This is a genomic window from Diaphorobacter limosus (assembly GCF_033100095.1).
In the GTDB taxonomy this organism is placed as follows: Bacteria; Pseudomonadota; Gammaproteobacteria; order Burkholderiales; family Burkholderiaceae_C; genus Alicycliphilus; species Alicycliphilus limosus.
Window position 1 is genome coordinate 166,044 of the sequence record NZ_CP136921.1, and the last position, 20,139, is coordinate 186,182.

Here is a 20,139-nt window from a genome sequence, read left to right on the forward strand (position 1 = left end):
AACTAGACTTCAGTCCGTTATCACTTCCAACCCAACCGAAAGGAAACAACGATGTCCCTGATCAACACGCAAGTTCAACCCTTCAAGACCACCGCCTTCGTCAACCGTGGCGGCAAAGGCGAATTCATCGAAGTCACCGAAGCCAGCCTCAAGGGCAAGTGGTCGGTGCTGATCTTCATGCCCGCGGCCTTCACCTTCAACTGCCCGACCGAGATCGAGGACGCAGCCGAGCATTACGTCGAGTTCCAGAAGGCCGGCGCCGAGGTCTACATCGTCACCACCGACACGCATTTCTCGCACAAGGTCTGGCACGAGACGTCGGATGCCGTGCGCAAGGCCCATTTCCCGCTGGTGGGCGACCCCACGCACCAGCTGACCAACGCCTTTGGCGTGCATATTGCCGAAGAAGGATTGGCGCTGCGCGGCACCTTTGTGGTCAACCCCGACGGCGTGATCAAGACCATGGAAGTGCATTCCAACGAAATCGCCCGTGACGTGGCAGAAACCCTGCGCAAGCTCAAGGCGGCCCAGTTCACTGCAGCGCATCCTGACCAGGTGTGCCCGGCCAAGTGGAAGGAAGGCGCCAAGACGCTGACGCCGTCGCTGGATCTGGTCGGCAAGATCTAAGCCGCCGCCCGCACAGCCGGACAGATGTGGGGCGCATGCGCCCTGCCGTCCGGCTTTTTCACGCCCTGAACTTCTAGAACACATAAAGGAATCCACCATGCTTGACGACAACCTGAAAACCCAACTCGCCACCTATCTGGAGCGCGTGACGCAGCCGTTCGAGATGGTGGCTTCCCTGGACGACGGCGACACCTCGCGCGAGATGCGCGAGCTGCTGACGACGATTCAATCCCTGCGCAGCGACAAGATCACGCTGCGCACCGACGGCCAGGACGCACGCAAGCCCTCGTTCACGCTGCAGCGCATCGGAAGTGATAGCAGCCTGCGCTTTGCTGGCCTGCCTTTGGGCCATGAATTTACCTCGTTGGTGCTGGCTCTGCTGTGGACCGGCGGCCACCCGCCCAAGGTCGAGCAAGACCTGATCGAACAGGTGCAGCAGCTCGACGGCGACTTCAATTTCGAGGTCTACATGAGCCTGTCCTGCCACAACTGCCCCGACGTGGTGCAGGCGCTGTCGCTGATGGCCATCCTGAACCCGAAGATCAAGACCACGGTGATCGAGGGCGGCGCCTTCGAGAAGGAAGTCACCGAGCGCGAGGTCATGGCCGTGCCCATGGTCTATTTGAATGGCGCGGTGTTCGGCGCCGGCCGCATGGAGCTGGCCGAGATCGTCGCCAAGCTCGACACCGGCGCGGCAAAGCGCGAGGCCGCCAAGCTCGACGCCAAGCAGGCGTTCGACGTGCTCATCGTCGGCGGTGGCCCGGCCGGCGCGGCGGCGGCCGTGTACGCGGCGCGCAAGGGCATTCGCACGGGTCTGGCGGCCGAGCGCCTGGGCGGCCAGGTGAACGACACGCTCGATATCGACAACTACATCTCGATCTCGCACACCGAGGGCCCGCAGTTCGCCGCGGCGCTGGAGCGCCATGTGCGCGACTACGAGGTCGATGTGATGAACCTGCAGCGCGCCAAGGCCTTGAGGCCGGCCGCCGCAGTGGGTGGCCTGATCGAGGTCGAGATGGACAACGGCGCGGTGCTGAAAGCCAAAACCGTGATCCTCTCGACCGGCGCACGCTGGCGCAACATGAACGTGCCCGGCGAGGACCAGTACCGGACCAAGGGCGTGGCCTACTGCCCGCATTGCGACGGCCCGCTCTACAAGGGCAAGCGCGTGGCGGTGATCGGCGGCGGCAACTCCGGCGTCGAGGCGGCCATCGACCTGGCCGGCCTGGTCGAGCATGTGACGGTGTTCGAATTCATGCCGCAGATGAAGGCCGACGCCGTGCTGCAGAAAAAGCTGGCGAGCCTGCCCAACGTCGAGGTCATCCTGAACGCCCAGACCACCGAGGTGCTGGGCGACGGAAGCAAGGTCACCGGCCTGGCCTACAAGGACCGCGCGACCGACGAGGCCAAACAGGTCGAGCTGGCCGGCATCTTTGTGCAGATCGGCTTGCTGCCCAACACCGACTGGCTCAAGGGTGCGGTCGAGCTGTCCAAGTTCGGCGAGATCGTCATCGACGCCAAGGGCCAGACCAGCGCGCCGGGGGTGTTCGCCGCTGGCGACTGCACCACGGTGCCCTACAAGCAGATCGTCATTGCCGCCGGGGCAGGGGCGACGGCGGCACTCAGCGCCTTTGATCACCTGATCCGCACCTCGGCCTGAAGCCCTGGCCTGAAGCCATGGAGGGCGCGTTATAGAATGCGCGCTCTTCATGCGCCGCCTCCTGCTCATCCTCTTGCTGGCCTTCATGCCGCTGCAGTCCATCTGGGCCGCGGCGGCTGGCTATTGCAGCCATGAGGAGACTCCCGGCGCCGCGCATTTCGGCCACCATGTGCACCGGCACCATGAGGATGGCGACGGCGCCAAGGCCGGCACCGACCTGGCCAAGGCCGCGCTCGACATGGACTGCCACGCCTGCCATGGCATGAGCGACGCCCTGCACCAGGACGCCGGCGTCACGCCCCTGTGGGCGCAAGACCTGCAGCTGGCGCCGCCCCTGCGCTTTACGCTGCCCACCCCCAGCCCTCAGCGGCCCGAACGCCCCAACTGGCGCCCCGTTGCCTGAACGGCAAGGCGGGGCAGGGCAGCCCTTTCCCTCTTGATCGCTCCAGTGGCCTAGTACGGCAACCTGGAAGTAGAGGAACACAATGAAAGCGATGGATTCGCGCCCAGGGCAAGGCGCAAACCGCAGCGATAGCCGTAGCTATCGCGAGGATTTGCAACGCCGCCATGGGGGCGAAGGCGCGCTTTCATGTTTCGATATTTCCGGGTTGCTGTACTAGGGCCGCAGGTGCATTGCGTCTTGCCGGTATTGACCTTTGCCATGGGAGCAATATCGGATGCCATCGAATCCCCCGAGGAATCACCCCCGACCGCGGCCACGCATGTGGCTCGCGGCCAGTGCCCTGGCGCTGGCGGCCAACACCGCCGCAGCCCAGTCCGGCACGCCATTGCAGGCCCTGTTTGAGCAGGCCTGGCAGCAGCAGCCAGAAGCGCGGGCGCTGCCGCTGCGCCGCCAGGCCGCCCAGGCCCAGCGCAGCAGCGCCGACGCCTGGACGCCCGAGCCAGCCGCCCTGGAGCTCGAGAGCAAGACCGACCGCGTCGGCAGCCGCCAGGGCGAGCGCGAATACACCGTGGGCCTGGCCCTGCCGCTGTGGCTGCCCGGCGAGCGCGCGCGCCGCGCGGCGCTGGGTGATGCCGAGTTGCAGGCCGTGCACAGCGCCGCCCAGGCGGCGCAACTGCAGCTGGCCGGACGCGTGCGCGATGCCTGGTGGCAATGGCAGCGCGCCTGCGGCGAGCTGACGCTGGCGCAGGATCAGGAGGGCAGCGCCAAGACCCTGGAGGCCGACGTGGCGCGGCGCCTGGCCGCGGGCGACATGGCGCGCTCCGACCACTACCAGGCCCAGGCCGGCGTGGCCCAGGCCCAGGCCGCCGTGGCCCAGGCCCGGGGCGGCTGCACCGCGGCGCGCACGGCTCTGACCGCCCTGGGTGGCGGGCCGCAGCTGCCGGTGGCCGGCGACAGCCTGGGCATGGAGAGCGCGCCGGCCCTGGGCCAGGCCCCGGGCGTGCCGCCCGAGCACCCGACCCTGGCCGAGGGCGAGCGCCAGGCCGCCCTGGCCCGGCGCCAGGCCGAGCTGATTGCCGTACAGAAGCGCGCCAACCCGGAGCTGACGCTGTCGGCCGCCAGCGCGCGCGGCCAGGCGGGCGAGAGCTACCAGCAGTCCGTGACCCTGGGCGTGCGCCTGCCGCTGGGCGCCGGCGTGCGCGCCCAGGCGCGCGAGGCTGCGGCCCTGGCCCAGGCGTTGGAGGCCGACACGCGCGTGCAGCGCGAGCGCGAGCGCCTGGCCGCCGACATCCAGTCCGCCCAGGCCCAGGCCGGCGCCGCCGCCGCCCAGGAGCAGGCCATGGCGCGCAACGCCGAGCTGGCCCGCGCCACGCGCGGCTTCGTCGCCAAGGCCTTTTCTTTGGGTGAGGCCGACTGGCCCACGCGCCTACGCGTGGAGCAGGACGCCCAGCTGGCCGAACGCCAGTGGCAGCGCGCCCGCGTGGACGCCGCCGCCGCCACCTCCACCCTGCGCCAGGCGCTGGGCCTGCTGCCTGAGTAATCTTTAAGCAAAAAAGGCCTGCAGCGCCCTTCCATAAAGCGCAAACAGCTATTAAATATATAGCTTACAGGCCATTGTTCCGGGACCGATATGTACCACCGACGTTTTCTTTCCCCCGCCCTGGCGGCCTTGCTGGGGCTGTCTGCCCTGGCCGTCCAGGCCCATGAGGGTCATGACGATGCGCCCGCCGCCGTGCAGACCAGCGCCGCGCCGCGCTTTGCCGCTGTGTCCGAGCAGTTCGAGCTGGTCGGCGTGATCGAGGGCCACAGACTGTCCCTGTACCTGGACCATGCGGCCGACAACAGCCCCGTGCCGGATGCCACGCTGGAGCTGGAGCTGGGCGGCAAGCCCCTGGCCGTGACCCGGGTGGGCGAGGGCCTGTACCAGGCTGAGCTCAGCCAACCCCTGGCGGACGGCGAGACTCCGGTGACCGCCACCGTCGTCGCCGGCGCCGACAGCGACCTGCTGGCCGCCGACATCGACTGGCACGCCCCGGCTACGGCCGTGCCGCCATCGGCCTGGGCGGGCAAGAGCCGCCTGGCCCTGGCCGGCGGTGCCGTCCTGCTGGCCCTGGCCGCTCTGTGGGCCTGGAGCCGCCGCACGCAACGCACGGGAGGTGCAGCATGAGCCGCCAAACCAAATACCTGAACGCCCTGGCCCTGGCCTGCGCCCTGTCCCTGCCACTGTTCGTCCAGGCCCACGAGGGCCATGACGACGCGCCCCCGGCCCTCAGCGGCGACAGCCCGCGGCGCCAGAGCGACGGCAGCGTCTTCATCCCCAAGTCGGCCCAGCGGCAGCTGGGCCTGCGCACCCTGGCCGTGGCGGCGGGCGAGCATGCGCGCGCGTTCGAGCTGGCGGGCACCGTGGTCATGGACCCGAACGCCGGCGGCAAGGTGCAGGCGGCCCTGGCCGGCCGCCTGGAGGCCGGCCCGCAGGGCCTGCCGCTGCCGGGCCAGAGCGTGAAGAAGGGCCAGGTGCTGGCCTATGTGGTGCCCACGGCGGGTGCGCTGGAGCGCTCCGGCCAGCTGGCCCAGCAGGCCGAGCTGCGCGCGGCTAAAGAGTTGGCCCAGCGCCGCCTGGCGCGCCTGCGCGAGCTGGCCGACACTGTGGCGCGCAAGGACATCGAGGCCGCCGAGAGCGAGCTGCAAAGCCTGACCGCGCGCCTGGCCGCCGTGGGCGCCGGCCTGCAGCAGCGCGACGCGCTGGTGGCGCCGGTGTCGGGCGTCATCGCCTCCAGCAACGCCGTCGCCGGCCAGGTGCTGGACGCGCGCGAGCAGGTGTTCGAGGTCGTCGATCCGGCGCGCCTGCGCATCGAGGCCCTGGCCTACGACCCGGCCCAGGCGCAGGACGTGGCCGGCGCCAGCCTGGCCCTGCCGGGCGGGCAGAGCGTGCCGCTGCGCTTTCTGGGCGCGGCCCGCAGCCTGCGCGAGCAGGCCCTGCCGCTGTCCTTTGCCGGCGACGCCCAGGCCCTCTCGCAACTGGCCCTGGGCCAGAGCGTGCGCCTGGTGGTGCAGACGCGCTCGCGCGTGGCCGGGCTGCAGGTGCCGCTGGCGGCGCTGCAGAAGAACCCGTCCAACCAGGCCATCGTCTGGGTCAAGACCGGGCCCGAGCAGTACGCGCCGCGCGTGGTGCGCATCCAGCCGCTGGACGGCGTGCATGTGGCCGTCACCGACGGCCTGCAGCCCGGCGAGCGCGTGGCCACGCAGGGTGCCTCCCTGCTGAACCAGATTCGCTAAGGAGCCGCAATGTTCAAGTGGCTTCTTGAAAAAAGTCTGGCGCACCGCCTGCTGGTGCTGGTCACCGCGGCCGTGCTCATGGCCTATGGCGCGTACACGCTGTCGCGCATGCCGGTGGACGTGTTCCCCGACCTGAACAAGCCGACGGTCACGGTCATGACCGAGGCCGGCGGCATGGCCGCCGAGGAGGTTGAGCAGCTCATCACCTTCCCGCTGGAGACCAGCATGAACGGCCTGCCCGGCGTGGAGAGCGTGCGCTCCACCTCCAGTGCCGGCCTGTCCTTCATCTACGTCACCTTTGACTGGAGCGTGGACATCTTTCGCGCGCGCCAGATGGTGTCCGAGCGCCTGTCCTCCATGGACGAGGGCCTGCCCGCCGGGGTGGAGCCGAGCATGGGGCCGGTCAGCTCCGTCATGGGCGAGATCATGATGGTGGCCATTCCCATCGCCACCGAGCGCACCACGCCGATGGCGGTACGCGAGTACGCCGACTGGGTGCTGCGCCCGCGCCTGCTGGCCATACCCGGCGTGGCCCAGGTGATACCGATTGGCGGCGAGGTGCGCCAGTTCCAGGTGCAGCCGGATACGGCGCGCATGGCGCAGCTGGGCATCACGCCCGAGCAGCTCTCTGGCGCGCTCAAGGGCTTCTCCAGCAACACCTCGGGCGGGTTTCTGGAGCAGGGTGGGCGCGAGTACCTGATCCGCCACCTGGGCCGCACCTCGCGCCTGGAAGACCTGCAGAACCTGGCCCTGGCCGCCCCCAACGGCCAGAGCGTGCTGCTGCGCCAGGTGGCCAGCGTGAGCTTTGCCCCGGCCATCAAGCGCGGCGATGCCGGCTTCGAGGGGCAGCCGGCGGTGATCCTGGGCATTCAAAAGCAGCCCACGGCAGACACCATGGCCCTGACCCAGCGCATAGAGCAGGCCCTGGACGAGCTGGCGCAGACCCTGCCCGCCGGCATGGACAAGCCGCGCGTCACCTTCCGCCAGGCCAGCTTCATCGAGGCCTCGGTCACCACCCTGCAGGGCAAGCTGATAGGCGCATCGGTGTTCGTGGCGGTGATCCTGTTCGTGTTTCTGGGCACGCTGCGGCCCACGGTGATTGCGCTCACCGCCATTCCCGTGTCCATCTTTCTGACGGCGCTGGTGTTCAAGTACTTCGGCCTGTCCATCAACACCATGACGCTGGGCGGCCTGGCGATTGCCATCGGCGGCCTGGTGGACGATGCCGTGGTGGACGTAGAAAACGTGCTGCGCCGCCTGAAGATGGACCGGCACAAGCAGGGCAGCGCGCGCCTGCACCCGCTGGAGATCGTCAAGCTCGCCTCGCTGGAGGTGCGCTCCGGCATCGTCTACGCCACGGCCATTATCGTGCTGGTGTTTCTGCCGCTGTTCGCGCTGCCGGGCATCGAAGGCCGGCTGTTCGTGCCGCTGGGCGTGGCCTTCATCGTCTCTACGCTGGCGTCGCTGCTGGTGTCGGTGACCGTGACGCCGGTGCTGGCCTTCTACCTGCTGCCGCGCATGAAGAACCTGGAGCATGGCGACACGCGCCTGCTGGCCTGGCTCAAGGCACGCTACCGCGTGGGCCTCGCGCGCGTGTTGCAACATCCGCGCCAGGCCGTGGCGGCGGGCGGCGTGGCGGTGCTGCTGGCGGCGCTGGCTGTGCCGCTGTTTCCCACCACCTTTCTGCCGCCCTTCAACGAGGGCACGCTGCTCGTCGGCATGCGCCTGAACCCGGGCGTGACCCTGGCCGAGTCCACCCTGCTGGCCAGCCAGGCCGAGCGCCTGGTGCGCCAGGTGCCCGAGGTCACCCATGTGGGCCGGCGCAGCGGCCGTGCCGAGCTCGATGAGCATGCCGAGGGCGTGCATGTGAGCGAGCTGGACGTGGGCCTCAAGCCCGCGTCCGAGATGCGCCGCAGCATGGCCGAGGTGCAGGCCGACATCCGCGCGCGCCTGGCGCCGCTGCCGGCGGCTGTTTCCATGGGCCAGCCGATCTCGCACCGCATCGACCACATGCTCTCGGGCGTGCGCTCGCAGATCGCCATCAAGCTGTTTGGCGAGGATCTGGACACGCTGCGCGGCCAGGCCGAGAACCTGCGCGCGCGCCTGTCCAAGGTGGAGGGCCTGGCCGACCTGGAGGTCGAAAAGCAGGTGCTGGCGCCGCAGATCACCGTGCGCGTGGATTACGCCGCTGCCGCGCAGTACGGCGTGAGCGCCGCCCAGGTGCTGGCCACGCTGCAGGGCCTGGTGGAGGGCGAGAAGCTGGCGCAGATCGTCGAGGGCGGGCGCCGCTTTGCGCTGGTGCTGCGCCTGCCCGACAGCGCGCGCGGCGCCCTGGGCCTGTCGCAGCTGCTTATCGACACACCCAAGGGCCGCGTGCCCCTGTCGCGCCTGGCCAGCATCGAGGAGGGCGACGGCCCGAACCAGATCAGCCGCGACGACGGTCGCCGGCGCATCGTGCTCTCGGCCAACGCCCAGGGCCGGGCGCTGTCCGACGTGGTGGCCGACATCCGCAAGGTGGTGGCCGAACAGCGCCTGCCGGAGGGCTACTTTGTCACCCTGGGCGGCCAGTTCCAGGCGCAGGAGGAGGCCAGCCGCCTGGTCGGCATGCTCTCCGTCGTGTCGCTGGCGCTGATGTTCGTGGTGCTGTACACGCGCTACCAGTCGGCGCGGCTCTCCATGCTCATCATGGTCAACATTCCGCTGGCCCTGGTGGGCGCCGTGCTGGGGCTGTGGCTGTCGGGCCAGCCGTTGTCGGTGGCGGCGCTGATCGGCTTCATCACGCTGGCCGGCATCTCGGTGCGCAACGGCATCCTGAAAGTGAGCCACTACCTGAACCTGATGCGCGCCGAGGGCGAGAACTTTGACCACGCCATGATCGTGCGTGGCTCGCTCGAGCGCCTCTCCCCGGTGCTGATGACGGCCCTGGTCACGGCCTTCGCGCTGGCGCCGCTGTTGTTCGAGGCCGAGCGGCCCGGCACCGAGGTTCTGCACCCGGTGGCCGTGGTCATCTTCTCGGGCCTGGTCAGCTCCACGCTGCTCGATACCTTCCTTACCCCCGCGCTGTTCTGGCTCTTTGGCCGGCGCGACGCAGAGCGCCTGCTCAGCCACGACAGCACCGAGGCCTTCTGATGCCTTCCCCGTTACCTGATGAAAGGAAAAATCCCATGAACCGCAGCACTACCCGCGCCGCCCTGGCGGCCCTGGCACTTGCCCTGGCCACGGCCACGGCCCTGCCGGCCCACGCCCATGGCGACGGCCATTCCCACACACCGCACCACGGCGGCGTGGTCACCGAGGTGGGCGACATGGACTACGAACTCGTGGCCCAGCCCGAGCGCATCACCCTGCACCTGCGCGACCACGGCAAGCCCGCCAAGACCGAGGGCGCCAGCGCCAGGCTCACCCTTTTGAGCGGCAGCGACAAAACCGAGGCCACGCTGACCCCGGCCGCCGCCGGCACGCTGGAAGCCAAGGGCCAGTTCAAGGTCGCCCCGGGCACCAAGGTGGTGGCGCTGGTGACGCTGCCGGGGAAGAAGGCGGCGAATGTGCGTTTTGCGGTGAAGTGAGGCTGCGGGGCATAGCCCCATGCGCCTGCTGATGCGGCGCTGCGTGCGCCCCGCATCGTTGGGGATGGATGGGGGCGGGGTTTGTTGTTTTTGAGAAAAATAAGGCGCTAGCGCTTATGGAATAAGCGCGGGCAGCTATCGAATCAGGGGTGTTATCTCTTGCCTCTCTGGCATTGGCCTTGCGAAAGCGGATGACGCGAATGCCACCAGCCCTGGGGGTGAAGCACAGCACATGCAACCGCTTGTCCAAGAACCCCACGGCCACAAAGCGCGTTTCGGTGTGGAGTTGGCGACAAATCAGGCCGTAGCCTTTACCAAAATATCGCGCTCCTGTTCTACCTGGCGCAGCTTGCGGTTGCGCCTAGCCGAGACTAAAAAACTATCGGTTTTCAGTAGTGTCCGGTTAAAAATCAAACAAAATCAATTGCTTAGCGTCGTTGCCCTGTTCGATCTGTAGTTCATTGGGCTGCAAGGCGCATGAAATCTGGGTTTTCTCGAAAACCGAGACCGACAAAATCTGTAGACATGTGTAGAGCGAGGCATCGAGGTGAAGCTCCTTCTTGACGATGGCGATCAGCACGTAGGTGGCCACGGCGCACCAGATTTGCGTCTTGACCGCGTTCTCGCTGGTGCCCAGAAACTTCTTGATGCGCAGGTGCTGCTTGATCCACTTGAAGAACAGCTCCACCTGCCAGCGGTTCTTGTACAGCGCCGCGATGCTCAAGGGTGGCAGCGCTGTGTTGTTGGTCAGGAAGACCAAGGTCTTGCCCGTTTCGGGATCCTTGAAGCGCACACGGCGCAAGTGCTCGGGATAGTGGCGCGCGGCGTAAAAGCCATTGAAAGCAATGCTCTGGTCGCAGATCACGCCGCTGCTGCGCTCGGTGGGTGCCGAGTACACACGCCGGGCACTCATGTTGCGCTTGGCGCGCGTGACGAAGAAAGCGCCCGCCTGATGCAGGCCATACAGCCGCTGGAAGTCCAGGTAACCACGATCCATGACGTAGAACGCTCCGGCCTCGATCGGCAGGATGTCGAGCACGTTCACGTCGTGCATCTTGCCCTCGGAGATGTGGATGAACGCCGGAATGGCGCCGCGCAAATCGAGCAGTGTGTGCATCTTCACGGCTGCCTTGGTGGAGCGAAAAGGCGCCCATTCGAACAGCGACAGGCACAGGTCGATGGTCGTGGCGTCCAGGGCGTAGACGGTGGCGTCCAGATCGATGTCCAGCCGTTCCTTGGCGTACAGCGCCCTGGCACGCGAGATCAGGCGCATCGCCAGCGCGTGATAGATGCGCCAGTCGCGCTGGTTCAAGGCATCCGACAGTGTCGAGCGCGCCGGCACGTGCTTGGGCCCCATGTGAAACAGCTTGCCGCGATTTGCAGTCAGGCAGACCTCGATATCGCGCAGCGACTGCCAGGTCAACTGCGCAAAGGCCATGACGCGAAACAGATCGGCGCAGCCCAAGGTGCGCACACCGGCATCGCCACGATGGCGCTCGATGATCCGGCCGAAGGTCTTCCATGGCACGAACTCCATCACCTGCGCAAACAGTGTCTTGCCCACGTTCATGCGTCACCTCAGGTCGTTCAAACCCGAAAGCATCGCAAATGAGCCATTGCAAATTCAAATCGTGGACACCCATGAAGCTCTCGAAACCCGCGTCAGTGCTGGCTTTGCGGCTGGCGCTAGTCAAATAAACCGGACACTACTGATCGGTTTTATTTGTCCCGTCAAGCACCAAACACTGCACTAGTGTAGCGTTCGATTCTTGATTGAACTTAAAAAGTCGGCTGGTATCCCATGCTCAACTGGAGCTTGAAAGGGAGCCAATCCATGCGAGTTGCGCCAAAGATCGAATTGACGGATGAAGAGCGTGCGGCGTTGACGAAGCTTTGGCGCTCGGGCCTGACGAGCGTACGTCTGGCGCAGCGCGCACGCATCATCTTGCTGGCAGACCAGGGCCTGAACAACAAGGATATTGCCGCGCAACTGGGCATCGGTCGCATGCAGCCGGCGCGCTGGCGCGAGCGCTACCTGCAAGGCGGCATCAAGGCTATCGAGCGCGACTTGCCACGCGGCGCGCCGCCGGTAAAGGTGGACGTGGCCCAGCTGGTGCAGTTGACAACCCAGAGCAGCCCCGAAGCGATCACGCACTGGAGCACACGCAAGATGGGCACGCTGCTGGGCGTCAGCGCCAGCACCGTGATGCGCCATTGGCATGCGCACGGGCTCAAGCCGCATCTGGTGCACAGCTTCAAGGTCTCGCGTGACCCCCAGTTTGCCCAGAAGCTCGAAGACATCGTGGGCTTGTACATGTCCCCGCCTGAGCATGCCCTGGTGCTGTGCTGCGACGAGAAGAGCCAGGTGCAGGCGCTCCATCGCACGCAGCCGGGACTGCCCCTGAAGAAGGGGCGTGCGCAGACGATGACGCACGACTACAAGCGCCACGGCACGACCACATTGTTTGCGGCGCTCAACGTGCTCGATGGCCAAGTCATCAGCCAATGCCAGCAGCGCCACACCCATGTGCAGTGGTTGAAGTTCCTCAAGCAGATCGACCGCGAGACACCCAAGGACAAAACGCTGCACCTGATCGCCGACAACTACGCCACGCACAAGCACCCGGTGGTGCAGGACTGGCTGGCCAAGCACCCGCGCTTTCACATGCACTTCACGCCGACCTCGGCGTCGTGGCTGAACATGGTCGAGCGTTTCTTTCGTGACCTGACCACAGAACGGCTGCGCCGCGGCGTATTCACCAGCGTGCCGCAGCTGGTGGCCGCCATTGATGAATACGTGGCACATCACAATACCAACCCCAAACCGTTCATCTGGACCAAGAGCGCCCGCGACATCCTGCAGAAGGTCATTCGGGCCAATAGCCGATTAAGCTCCAAACAGAATGGAACACTACACTAGCTCAGGCTCTAGAAAGGAAATCCTGGACGTCGGTGCCGCGACCAGAACGGCGCCGCTAACTATCCGATCTATTCGAGAATGGCTGTGCGCTGGTCTCGCACAGCGAGGCCTCCCTGAGACACAACCGCTTGCCAACGGGCAAGATCGGCCTGCACGCGGTCACCCAGCATTTGTGGTGTCCCTGCTTCGACACGGGCGCCGTGCCGCTCAAACAGTTGCACAACGGCGGGATCGGCCAAGACCTGGTTCAGCGCCGAATTGAGCGCTTGCACGCGCTCTGGAGGCGTGCGCGCCGGGGCAAACAGGCCGTACCACTGCGTTACGTCCACACCTGCCACGCCAGCCTCGGCCAGAGTGGGCACGTCGGGTAGACCCGGTAGCCGCTGTGGTCCGGCGACGGCCAAGGCCCTCAGACGCGCGCTCTGCACGAAGGGGTATGCCGTGAACAGGCTTGGGAACATCAACTGCGTGCGGCCGCTGGCGGTGTCGGCGATTGCCGGCGCCGCGCCCTCGTAGGTCCTGCCAGTGATCGCCGTTCCGCTGGCTAGCTGGAACAAGGCTGCGACGAAGTGCGGTGGTGTGCCATCGCCGGCCGACGCATACTCGTAACGACCTGGCTGCGTACGCAATGCGTTAACCAGCGCCTGAACATCATTGGCCGGAACGTCAGGATGGACCACCATCAACGTGGGCGATGAACCAACGAGTCCCACCGGTGCAAAGTCGGCTACCGGGTCGTAGCCCAGCTTTTGACGTGCCGGGTTCATGGCGTGCGTACCAACATAGCCGAACATCAAGGTCTGGCCATCGGGCGCTGCTCCCGCGACATACTCGCTCGCTACCGCGCCATTGGCACCAGCGCGGTTGTCGACCAGCACTTCCTGTCCTAGCAAGGGGGCAAGCTTGCCCGCGATGATGCGCGCCATGGTGTCATTACCACCGCCCGCGCTGGTCGGCACGATCAGCGTGATCGATTTGCGAACGGCGAGCTTGGCGACCTCTTCAGGCCGAGAGAAAACGTAGTCGGGGAGATACAGTTCGCCCTGCATGATCTTGCGCGCTGTTCGCACCAAGGCCGCGCGCTGCACACAGACTTCCGCGCCGTCATGGCTTAGTTCCACTTCAATGTCGATTTGTCCGGCCGCATGCAGAACTGTCAGTTGGTGACACCCGGCGGTACGGGCGACGCCGCTGGCCACAGTCCCTGGCAAGGCGAACGCACTGGCTACGCCGATCGCACCGGTCACGGCATGCGATGCATGGCAGCGGCGCGGGGTGAAGTAGCGCGAGGTGATGCTGCTGTCGGAATCGCCGGTACTGACCAGAACCGGCTTGGGGATCACGCTATTGGAGACGTCTCCCAACCCCATGCGCAAGCCGGCCTCCAGGCGCAACGATTCGATGCGCTCCAGGAGCGCCGTGTCGGCATCCAGCGCCACAGGCTTTTCACGCCCGCTGACCCCCAGGTCGGTTGCGCGCACGATCATCAGCGGCATGGCTGCATCGATGCAGCTGACCTCCACACCCTGCATGCGGTCAATGCGCTTGCCAGTCGGGAATACCTTGCCAGTGACCGCGCCCCAGGCGTCCAGAAAGTCGAGCAGGATCGGGGCACCCGTGCCTGCCACGCCGTCGATCCGGGCATCGCCCTCGTAGCTGACCCGGCCCGCTGGCGTGCGCACGGTCACATCGATGCGTGCACCAGTGTTGACGTTGTGGACGCGAACCTTTGTGGTGCCGTCTTGCGCCGGGATGAGGCCTTGCTCGATGGCGAAGGGGGCAACACCCGACAACATGTTGCCGCAGTTCGGACGCGTGTCTACCGAACGATGGCCCACCCCCACCTGCGCAAAAAGATAGTCGAGATCGCAGCCAGGCTCCTTGGAGCGCGACACGATGGCGACTTTGCTGTTGAGGGTGCTTCCCCCGCCCACGCCGTCGAGCTGCAATGGGTCGGATGCGCCGATGGCGCCGATCAAAGCCTGGTCACGTGCTTCGTCGCCCTCGGGCAACCATTCACGAAGGAAGAAAGGGCCGCGCGAAGTGCCGGCGCGCATCAGAACGCATGGGATGATTTTGCTCATGCGGCATTGTCGAAACTGGAACTAATGTTGTGAATTGCATATTTCCTCGTGATTGATGTTGATGATGCATCAATCATGGATCCTGGGCTGCCTGCGACATCATGGCATGTGGCCCTTGCCCGGCCGAAAGCTCAATGCCAACAGATGCTGTCGTAATGGCACTCGACTGCTTCGACCAAAAAAAAGGGACGCCATAGCGAACCATGGCATCCCTTGAGAACCGTCGGGCGAGTTAGAAATTGTGGCGCATCCCCACACTGAAACCTGTCGCCTTCTGCTTGTTGGCAGCGCCCTGGAAGTCGCCTTGCCAGCGTGTATGGTCCATCTCCAGATAAGCGACACTCCGTTTGGACAATTTGTACTCGGCAAACGCGACGGTGCGCCCATATCCATCATCGACACGCGCGCTTCTCTCGCGTGCCACGCGGTAATGTGCAAGCGTCAGGTCGACATGCGCACCGGCGGGAACAGTGGTTCCCAGGCCCAGCGTGCGAAGTTTGGCTCGGGCGGTAGCGCTGGTTTCGGCTTTGCTACGCGCGAAGATTCCGGCGATGCGGATGCCCCCCTCGAGTTGGTAGGCCGCGCCTACCACGTAGCCGCGTAGGCCCAGCGTGTCATCGTTGTTGCGAAAACTCTGGTGCGCCGCGGACAGTTGTAGCTTGCCTAGCTTGTAGCCCAACCCCACGCCGGTGGAGTTGGCTGCGTTGCTGTTCGTCGCTACCTCCCCCAGGCTGTGCATCAGCCGCACGCTGACGCCAGAGAACTCGCCTTTGTACTTGATGCTGTTGTTCAACCGATACGAGCCAGTGTTTGAGCCGCTGGCGCCGAAGCCCACGCCCAACTGGTGCTGGCTCAGCGCCGCCGTGTTGATGCTGGGGTTGAAGCTGGGCAGCCGCATGCCCAGCGGGTCGATGGGCGACACCGCATCGGCCAGCAGCGTGGTCTGACGGCCTAGGCTGACTAGACCCCAGGGGCTGCCCAGACCGACCCAGGACTGGCGGTCGAAGTACATGGTGGAACTGGCGGGCGCGCCGGTCTTGGCGTTGATGCCCGATTCGAGCTGCGCCTGGGCGCTGAGCCCGCCGCCCAGATCCTCCTGGATGCGCAGGCCCCAGCGGCTGGTGTTGTTGAGACCGCTGGACATGACGGTGGCCGACGTGTCGCTGGGTGCGAACCCGTTGAGGCCGTTGGCCTGGCGCACCGAGAGGTCGACGATGCCGTACAGGCGTACGCTGCTCTGCGCCAGCGCGCCGTCGGCGACGAGCGCGCACAGGGTGGCCAGCGCTGCTGGCAAGAAAAATTGACTGCGCATGGGTGCTGCTTGAATCAGGGTGGGCATGTTCAGTCGGCCTTTAGGCCGGTGGCCTGGACGATCTTCTTCCACTTGACCTGCTCGGCCGCGATGAACGTGCGCATCTGCGACAGGGTCATGGTCTCGACTTCGGCGCCTTGCTCCTCCAGCCTTTTTTCGATGGCCTTGTCGGCCAGGATTTTGTTCAACACCGCGTTCAGCTGCTCCAGCACCGGGGCTGGCGTCTTGGCCGGCGCGAACATCGCGTACCACTGCGAGACATCCACGCCGTTGATGCCCTGCTCGGCCAGCGTGGGCACGTCGGGCAGCAACTCGGAGCGCTTGGCTCCAGCCACGCCCATCGCCTTGAGCTTGCCGCTCTTCACGAAGTTCATGGCCGTGAACAAACTGGGAAACATCAGCTGCGTCTGCCCGGCAACGGTGTCGTTGATCGCCGGCGCCGAGCCCTTGTAGGGCACGTGCAGCATGTCGATGCCAGTGGACAGCTTGAACATCTCGGCGGCGAAATGCGGCGCCGTACCGTTGCCAGCCGAGGCATACGTCGCAATCTCCTTGTCGTTCTTGAACTGCGCCACCAGTTCCTTAGCGTTGTTGGCCTTGACCTTGGTGCTGGCCACCATCAGCGTGGCCGAACTGCCCACCATGCCGACGGGCTCGAAGTCCAAGACGGGGTCGTAGCGCAGCTTCTGCAGTGCGGGGTTCATCGCGTGGGTGGCGATGTAGCCGAGCATCAGCGTGTACCCGTCGGGTGCGGCACGTTTGACGTATTCGCTGGCAATGGCACCGTTGGCGCCGGCCTTGTTCTCCACGATCACGGTCTGTTTGAGCGCCACTGCCATGGCCTGCCCAATGATGCGCGCCATGGCGTCGTTGGCGCCGCCGGCCGACGTGGGCACGACGATGGTGATGCTCTTCTCGGGCCAGGCGGCGGCGGCGCTGCCGCAGGTGAATGCCGCTGCGAAGGCGATGGCGCCGATGAGCTGCTGTTGCTTGAACTTCATTTGTCTACTCCGGTAGATGGCTAAGGTTGTCATTCAGAACAGGTCGAATGGTCGGCTGCGCGGCGGTTTTTGTGAATTGCATCTTTGCGAGGGATTGATGCACACTGTCGATCACCGGAGACATACAAAAGCACCATGGCCATCAACTTCAATCTCAATGATCTGCAAGCATTTCGCACCGTGGCCGAGCTTTCGAGCTTTCGCAAGGCGGCGGACGCGTTGCACGTGTCGCAGCCTGCCTTCAGCCGGCGCATCGAGAAGCTGGAAGAAGCGTTGGGCGTGAAGCTGCTGGAGCGCACCACGCGCAAGGTGAGCCTCACCGCTGTGGGTCGTGACTTCGACCGCAAGGTGCAGCAACTGCTGGACGACCTGGATAACACGTTGCTGGGCATCCGCGGCGTGGCCGGCACGCGCATGGGCGAGGTGACGATTGCGTGCGTGCCATCGACCGTCTACTACTACCTGTCGCAGGTGGTCTCGCGCTACCACGAGCGCTACCCGAAAATCCGGGTCAAGGTGTTCGATGCGGGCGCCAACGATGTGTTGGCGGCTGTGGCGTGCGGCGAGGCAGATTTTGGGCTCAATTTCATTGGCAGCCAGGAGCCCGACATCGAGTTCAAGCCGTTGCTGGAAGAGCGCTTCGTGGCCGCCTGCCGGCGCGACCATGCGCTGGCGAAGAAGCGCAAGGTGAGCTGGGCCGAGCTGGGCCAGTACGATTTCATCTCGGTCAGCAAGACATCAGGGAATCGGCTGCTGCTGGACCAGGCCCTGGCCGGTCTGCCGGGGCGACCGCAGGCCATCTACGAGGCGCAGCATGTGACGACCATGCTGGGGCTGGTGGAGGCGGGGCTGGGCGTGGCGGCCGTGCCGTCGCTGGCCATGCCGGCAGCCGACCACCCGCTGCTGGTCAGCGTGCCGCTGGTGGATCCGGTCGTCACGCGTAAGGTGGGGCTGATCCGGCGCAAGGGCCGGTCGCTGTCGCCGGCGGCGCAGCAGCTCTACGATTTCTTTGCGGAGATGAAGGGCAAGCGCGCCACTGCGGCGAAACGCGCGCCCGCCTGAGGCGGCGCCTCAGAGGCGCGCGGCCAGCACCTGATCCACCATCACGCCCGCCTGGCCCAGATGGTTCGCCGGCTCGCACATTGCATTCAGTTGCGCGCGCGTCACGTGCTTGCTGATCTCCGGGTGCACGGCCAGGATCTCGATCAGCGGCCGGTTTTTGGCAATGGCTTCGCGGCACAGGTCATACACCAGGTCGTGTGCATATTCGCGGCCGATGTACGGGCCCAGGCCCATCATCACGGCCTCGGACATCACCAGGCCGTTGGTCATGTCAATGTTGGAGCGCATGCGGCCGACATCCACCTCCAGCCCCTTGAGCACGAACTTGGTCTGCTTCAGCGCGCCGGACATCAGGCAGAAGATCTCGGGCAGCGACACCCATTCAATCTCCCACGGGCCGGTGGAGCGTTCGTGGTCGGCCACCATGGCATCCATCAGCGCGGCGGCATGCTGGCGCGCCACCGAGATGTTGGCGTGGATGTACAGGCACGAGATGGGGTTGCGCTTTTGCGGCATGGTGGACGACGAGCCGCGGCCCGGCGCATAGGGCTCGAACACCTCGGCCACCTCGGTCTGCATCATCAGCTTGACGTCCATCGCGATCTTGCCGAGCGAGCCGCCCACCAGACCGAGGAAGGCGCCGACTTCTGCGATCGTGTCGCGCACCGTGTGCCAGGAGATCAACGGCTGCGCCAGGCCCAGCTCTTTCATGAGCCCAGCCTGCGTTTCCATCGCGCCCTTCTCCAGCGATGACAGCGTGCCCGATGCACCGCCGAACTCGCCCATCAGCACGCGCGGCTTCAACTGCTGCAGCCGCTCGCGGTGACGATCGATGCCGGCCAGGATGCTGGCCATCTTGTAGCCGAAGGTGATGGGCGTGGCCTGCTGCAGGTTGGATCGGCCGATGACCGGCGTGTCGCGGTACTTCTTGGCCAGCGCCGCCAGTGCGTCGCCGATCTCGTCGAGGTCTTGCTCGACCAGCGCCAGGCCTTCGCGCATCTGCAGCACGGCGGCCGTGTCGGTGATGTCTTGTGTGGTCGCGCCCCAGTGGCAGTACTCGCCCAGTTTGTCGCGGCAGTTGGCGTTGATCTGATTGACCACCGCGATGATGGGGTAGCCGATCTGCTCGGTCTTGGCCTTGAGCTGCACCCAGTCGATCTGAGACAGCTCGCAGTTCTTGACAATTTCGTCGGCCGCCTCCTGCGGAATGATGCCGAGCTGGCCCTGCACCTTGGCGAGCGCGCGCTCGATGTCCAGGTACTTGGCGGTGCGGTTCTCATCGGACCAGACGTCGCGCATGCGCGCGTCGCTGAACATGTCGCCGAAGATGCGCGAGTCGATGATGGTGGCTGCCATGGTGTGGGTCTTTTTCTGCTGGTGGATGAAGGGGTCAGTCGCGGGCCAGAGCCAGCGTGCGTTGGGCTTGCAGGACGACGGGCCGGTCGACCATGCGACCGTCGAGCCGGGCGGCACCGGGGGATGCGGCGTCGGCCAGCAGCACACGGCGCGCCCAGTCGAGCGCTTGCGCGGAGGGGCGCAACGCGGCGTGGATGGGTGGCACCTGGCTGGGGTGGATGCACAGCTTGGCCCCGAAGCCCAGCCGGCGCGACTGCGCCAGGTCGGCCAGCAGACGCACGCTGTCGTCCAGCTGCGGGGTGACGCCGGCCACGGGCGCCGGCAGACCGGCCACGCGCGAGGCGATGGCGATGCGCCCGGCGGCATGGGCCAGGCCGCTCGCGTCGTCGGCGATGTCGATGTCCAGATCGAGCGCGAAATCCAACGTGCCGAACAGCAAGCGTGTGACGCCGCACGCGGCGGCCACTTCGTCAGCCCGGGCCACGCCGCGTGCGCTCTCGATCAGCGCCAGCACCTGGGCGTCGAGGATGGCCGTGGCCACGGCGGCGATTTGCCATGGCTCCTCGGCCTTGGGCAGCACGACCTGCGTGCAACTGTAAGCTCGCAGGGCGCGCAGGTCGTCGCCGAAGTGCGGCAAGGCGGCATCGTTGATGCGTACGGCGACGCGGGCACGGTCAGCCGGTGCAGCGTCAGCGAACCACCGCGCGATGGCGTCGCGGGCCTGCGGCTTGTCGGCTGCGGCCACGGCATCCTCCAGATCCAGCAGCACGCAGTCGGCACCGGTAGCCAGGGCCTTGCCGAAACACTCGGGGCGCGTGCCGGGCGCGAACAGGTAAGTGCGTGGCTGCAGGTCGGAGGAGTTGGCCATGGCG

Annotated in this window: 17 protein-coding genes; 10 read left to right on the forward strand and 7 right to left on the reverse strand. The window is 66.1% G+C overall.

Annotated features, from left to right (window positions below):
- Positions 1-51: 51 nt before the first annotated feature.
- The 8 genes from ahpC to P4826_RS00900 all read left to right on the forward strand — a co-directional run bounded on the left by ahpC (position 52) and on the right by P4826_RS00900 (position 9,532).
- A complete protein-coding gene (gene ahpC / locus P4826_RS00865; protein ID WP_317702133.1) occupies positions 52-627 on the forward strand; it encodes an alkyl hydroperoxide reductase subunit C in 576 nt (191 codons plus the stop codon).
- A 97-nt stretch (positions 628-724) separates the two neighbouring features.
- Positions 725-2,287 carry an alkyl hydroperoxide reductase subunit F gene (ahpF, locus tag P4826_RS00870; protein WP_317702134.1) on the forward strand — a complete coding sequence of 521 codons (1,563 nt, stop codon included), beginning with the start codon at positions 725-727 and terminating at the stop codon, positions 2,285-2,287.
- A gap of 49 nt (positions 2,288-2,336) precedes the next feature.
- Entirely contained in the window at positions 2,337-2,690 is a 354-nt protein-coding gene (locus P4826_RS00875) for a hypothetical protein (RefSeq protein ID WP_317702135.1), read from the forward strand.
- A gap of 319 nt (positions 2,691-3,009) precedes the next feature.
- On the forward strand, positions 3,010-4,230 hold the full coding sequence (locus tag P4826_RS00880) for a TolC family protein (RefSeq protein WP_317702136.1): 1,221 nt from the start codon (positions 3,010-3,012) through the stop codon (positions 4,228-4,230).
- 90 nt (positions 4,231-4,320) lie between these two features.
- Positions 4,321-4,857 (forward strand): hypothetical protein, encoded by a 537-nt coding sequence (locus P4826_RS00885; protein WP_317702137.1) that lies wholly within the window; start codon positions 4,321-4,323, stop codon positions 4,855-4,857.
- Positions 4,854-5,966 (forward strand): efflux RND transporter periplasmic adaptor subunit, encoded by a 1,113-nt coding sequence (locus P4826_RS00890; RefSeq protein ID WP_317702138.1) that lies wholly within the window; start codon positions 4,854-4,856, stop codon positions 5,964-5,966. The genes P4826_RS00885 and P4826_RS00890 overlap by 4 nt, the downstream gene beginning before the upstream one ends.
- Before the next feature lie 9 nt (positions 5,967-5,975).
- Positions 5,976-9,095 (forward strand): efflux RND transporter permease subunit, encoded by a 3,120-nt coding sequence (locus tag P4826_RS00895; RefSeq protein ID WP_317702139.1) that lies wholly within the window; start codon positions 5,976-5,978, stop codon positions 9,093-9,095.
- 35 nt (positions 9,096-9,130) lie between these two features.
- Entirely contained in the window at positions 9,131-9,532 is a 402-nt protein-coding gene (locus P4826_RS00900; protein WP_317702140.1) for a hypothetical protein, read from the forward strand.
- Here the strand turns inward: P4826_RS00900 and P4826_RS19680 are convergent.
- Both P4826_RS19680 and P4826_RS00905 read right to left on the reverse strand, forming a co-directional pair.
- Positions 9,447-9,797 carry a BrnT family toxin gene (locus P4826_RS19680; RefSeq protein WP_345785527.1) on the reverse strand — a complete coding sequence of 117 codons (351 nt, stop codon included), beginning with the start codon at positions 9,795-9,797 and terminating at the stop codon, positions 9,447-9,449. The two genes, P4826_RS00900 and P4826_RS19680, sit on opposite strands and share 86 nt — an antisense overlap.
- 138 nt (positions 9,798-9,935) lie before the next feature.
- Positions 9,936-11,102: an IS4 family transposase gene (locus tag P4826_RS00905; protein WP_317702141.1), complete on the reverse strand. Its 1,167-nt coding sequence runs from the start codon at positions 11,100-11,102 to the stop codon at positions 9,936-9,938.
- Positions 11,103-11,366: 264 nt separating this feature from the next.
- On the opposite strand from P4826_RS00905, the gene P4826_RS00910 reads away from it, so the two are divergent.
- A complete protein-coding gene (locus P4826_RS00910; RefSeq protein ID WP_317702142.1) occupies positions 11,367-12,452 on the forward strand; it encodes an IS630 family transposase in 1,086 nt (361 codons plus the stop codon).
- Positions 12,453-12,520: 68 nt separating this feature from the next.
- On the opposite strand, the gene P4826_RS00915 is transcribed toward P4826_RS00910, so the two are convergent.
- The 3 genes from P4826_RS00915 to P4826_RS00925 form a co-directional block, all read right to left on the reverse strand.
- Positions 12,521-14,536, reverse strand: a complete 2,016-nt coding sequence (locus P4826_RS00915) for a 4-oxalomesaconate tautomerase (RefSeq protein WP_317702143.1) — start codon at positions 14,534-14,536, stop codon at positions 12,521-12,523.
- 232 nt (positions 14,537-14,768) lie between these two features.
- Positions 14,769-15,875: a porin gene (locus P4826_RS00920; RefSeq protein ID WP_317702144.1), complete on the reverse strand. Its 1,107-nt coding sequence runs from the start codon at positions 15,873-15,875 to the stop codon at positions 14,769-14,771.
- 2 nt (positions 15,876-15,877) lie between these two features.
- Complete coding sequence (locus P4826_RS00925; RefSeq protein WP_317702145.1) at positions 15,878-16,849, reverse strand: tripartite tricarboxylate transporter substrate binding protein; 972 nt, start codon at positions 16,847-16,849, stop codon at positions 15,878-15,880.
- A gap of 135 nt (positions 16,850-16,984) precedes the next feature.
- Between P4826_RS00925 and P4826_RS00930 the strand changes: the two genes are divergently transcribed.
- Positions 16,985-17,911: a LysR family transcriptional regulator gene (locus P4826_RS00930; protein WP_317702146.1), complete on the forward strand. Its 927-nt coding sequence runs from the start codon at positions 16,985-16,987 to the stop codon at positions 17,909-17,911.
- Positions 17,912-17,920: 9 nt separating this feature from the next.
- Here P4826_RS00930 and pcaB read toward each other — a convergent pair whose 3' ends face one another.
- On the reverse strand, positions 17,921-19,267 hold the full coding sequence (pcaB, locus tag P4826_RS00935) for a 3-carboxy-cis,cis-muconate cycloisomerase (protein ID WP_317702147.1): 1,347 nt from the start codon (positions 19,265-19,267) through the stop codon (positions 17,921-17,923).
- A 34-nt stretch (positions 19,268-19,301) separates the two neighbouring features.
- Complete coding sequence (locus P4826_RS00940; RefSeq protein WP_317702148.1) at positions 19,302-20,135, reverse strand: HpcH/HpaI aldolase/citrate lyase family protein; 834 nt, start codon at positions 20,133-20,135, stop codon at positions 19,302-19,304.
- Positions 20,136-20,139: the final 4 nt, after the last annotated feature.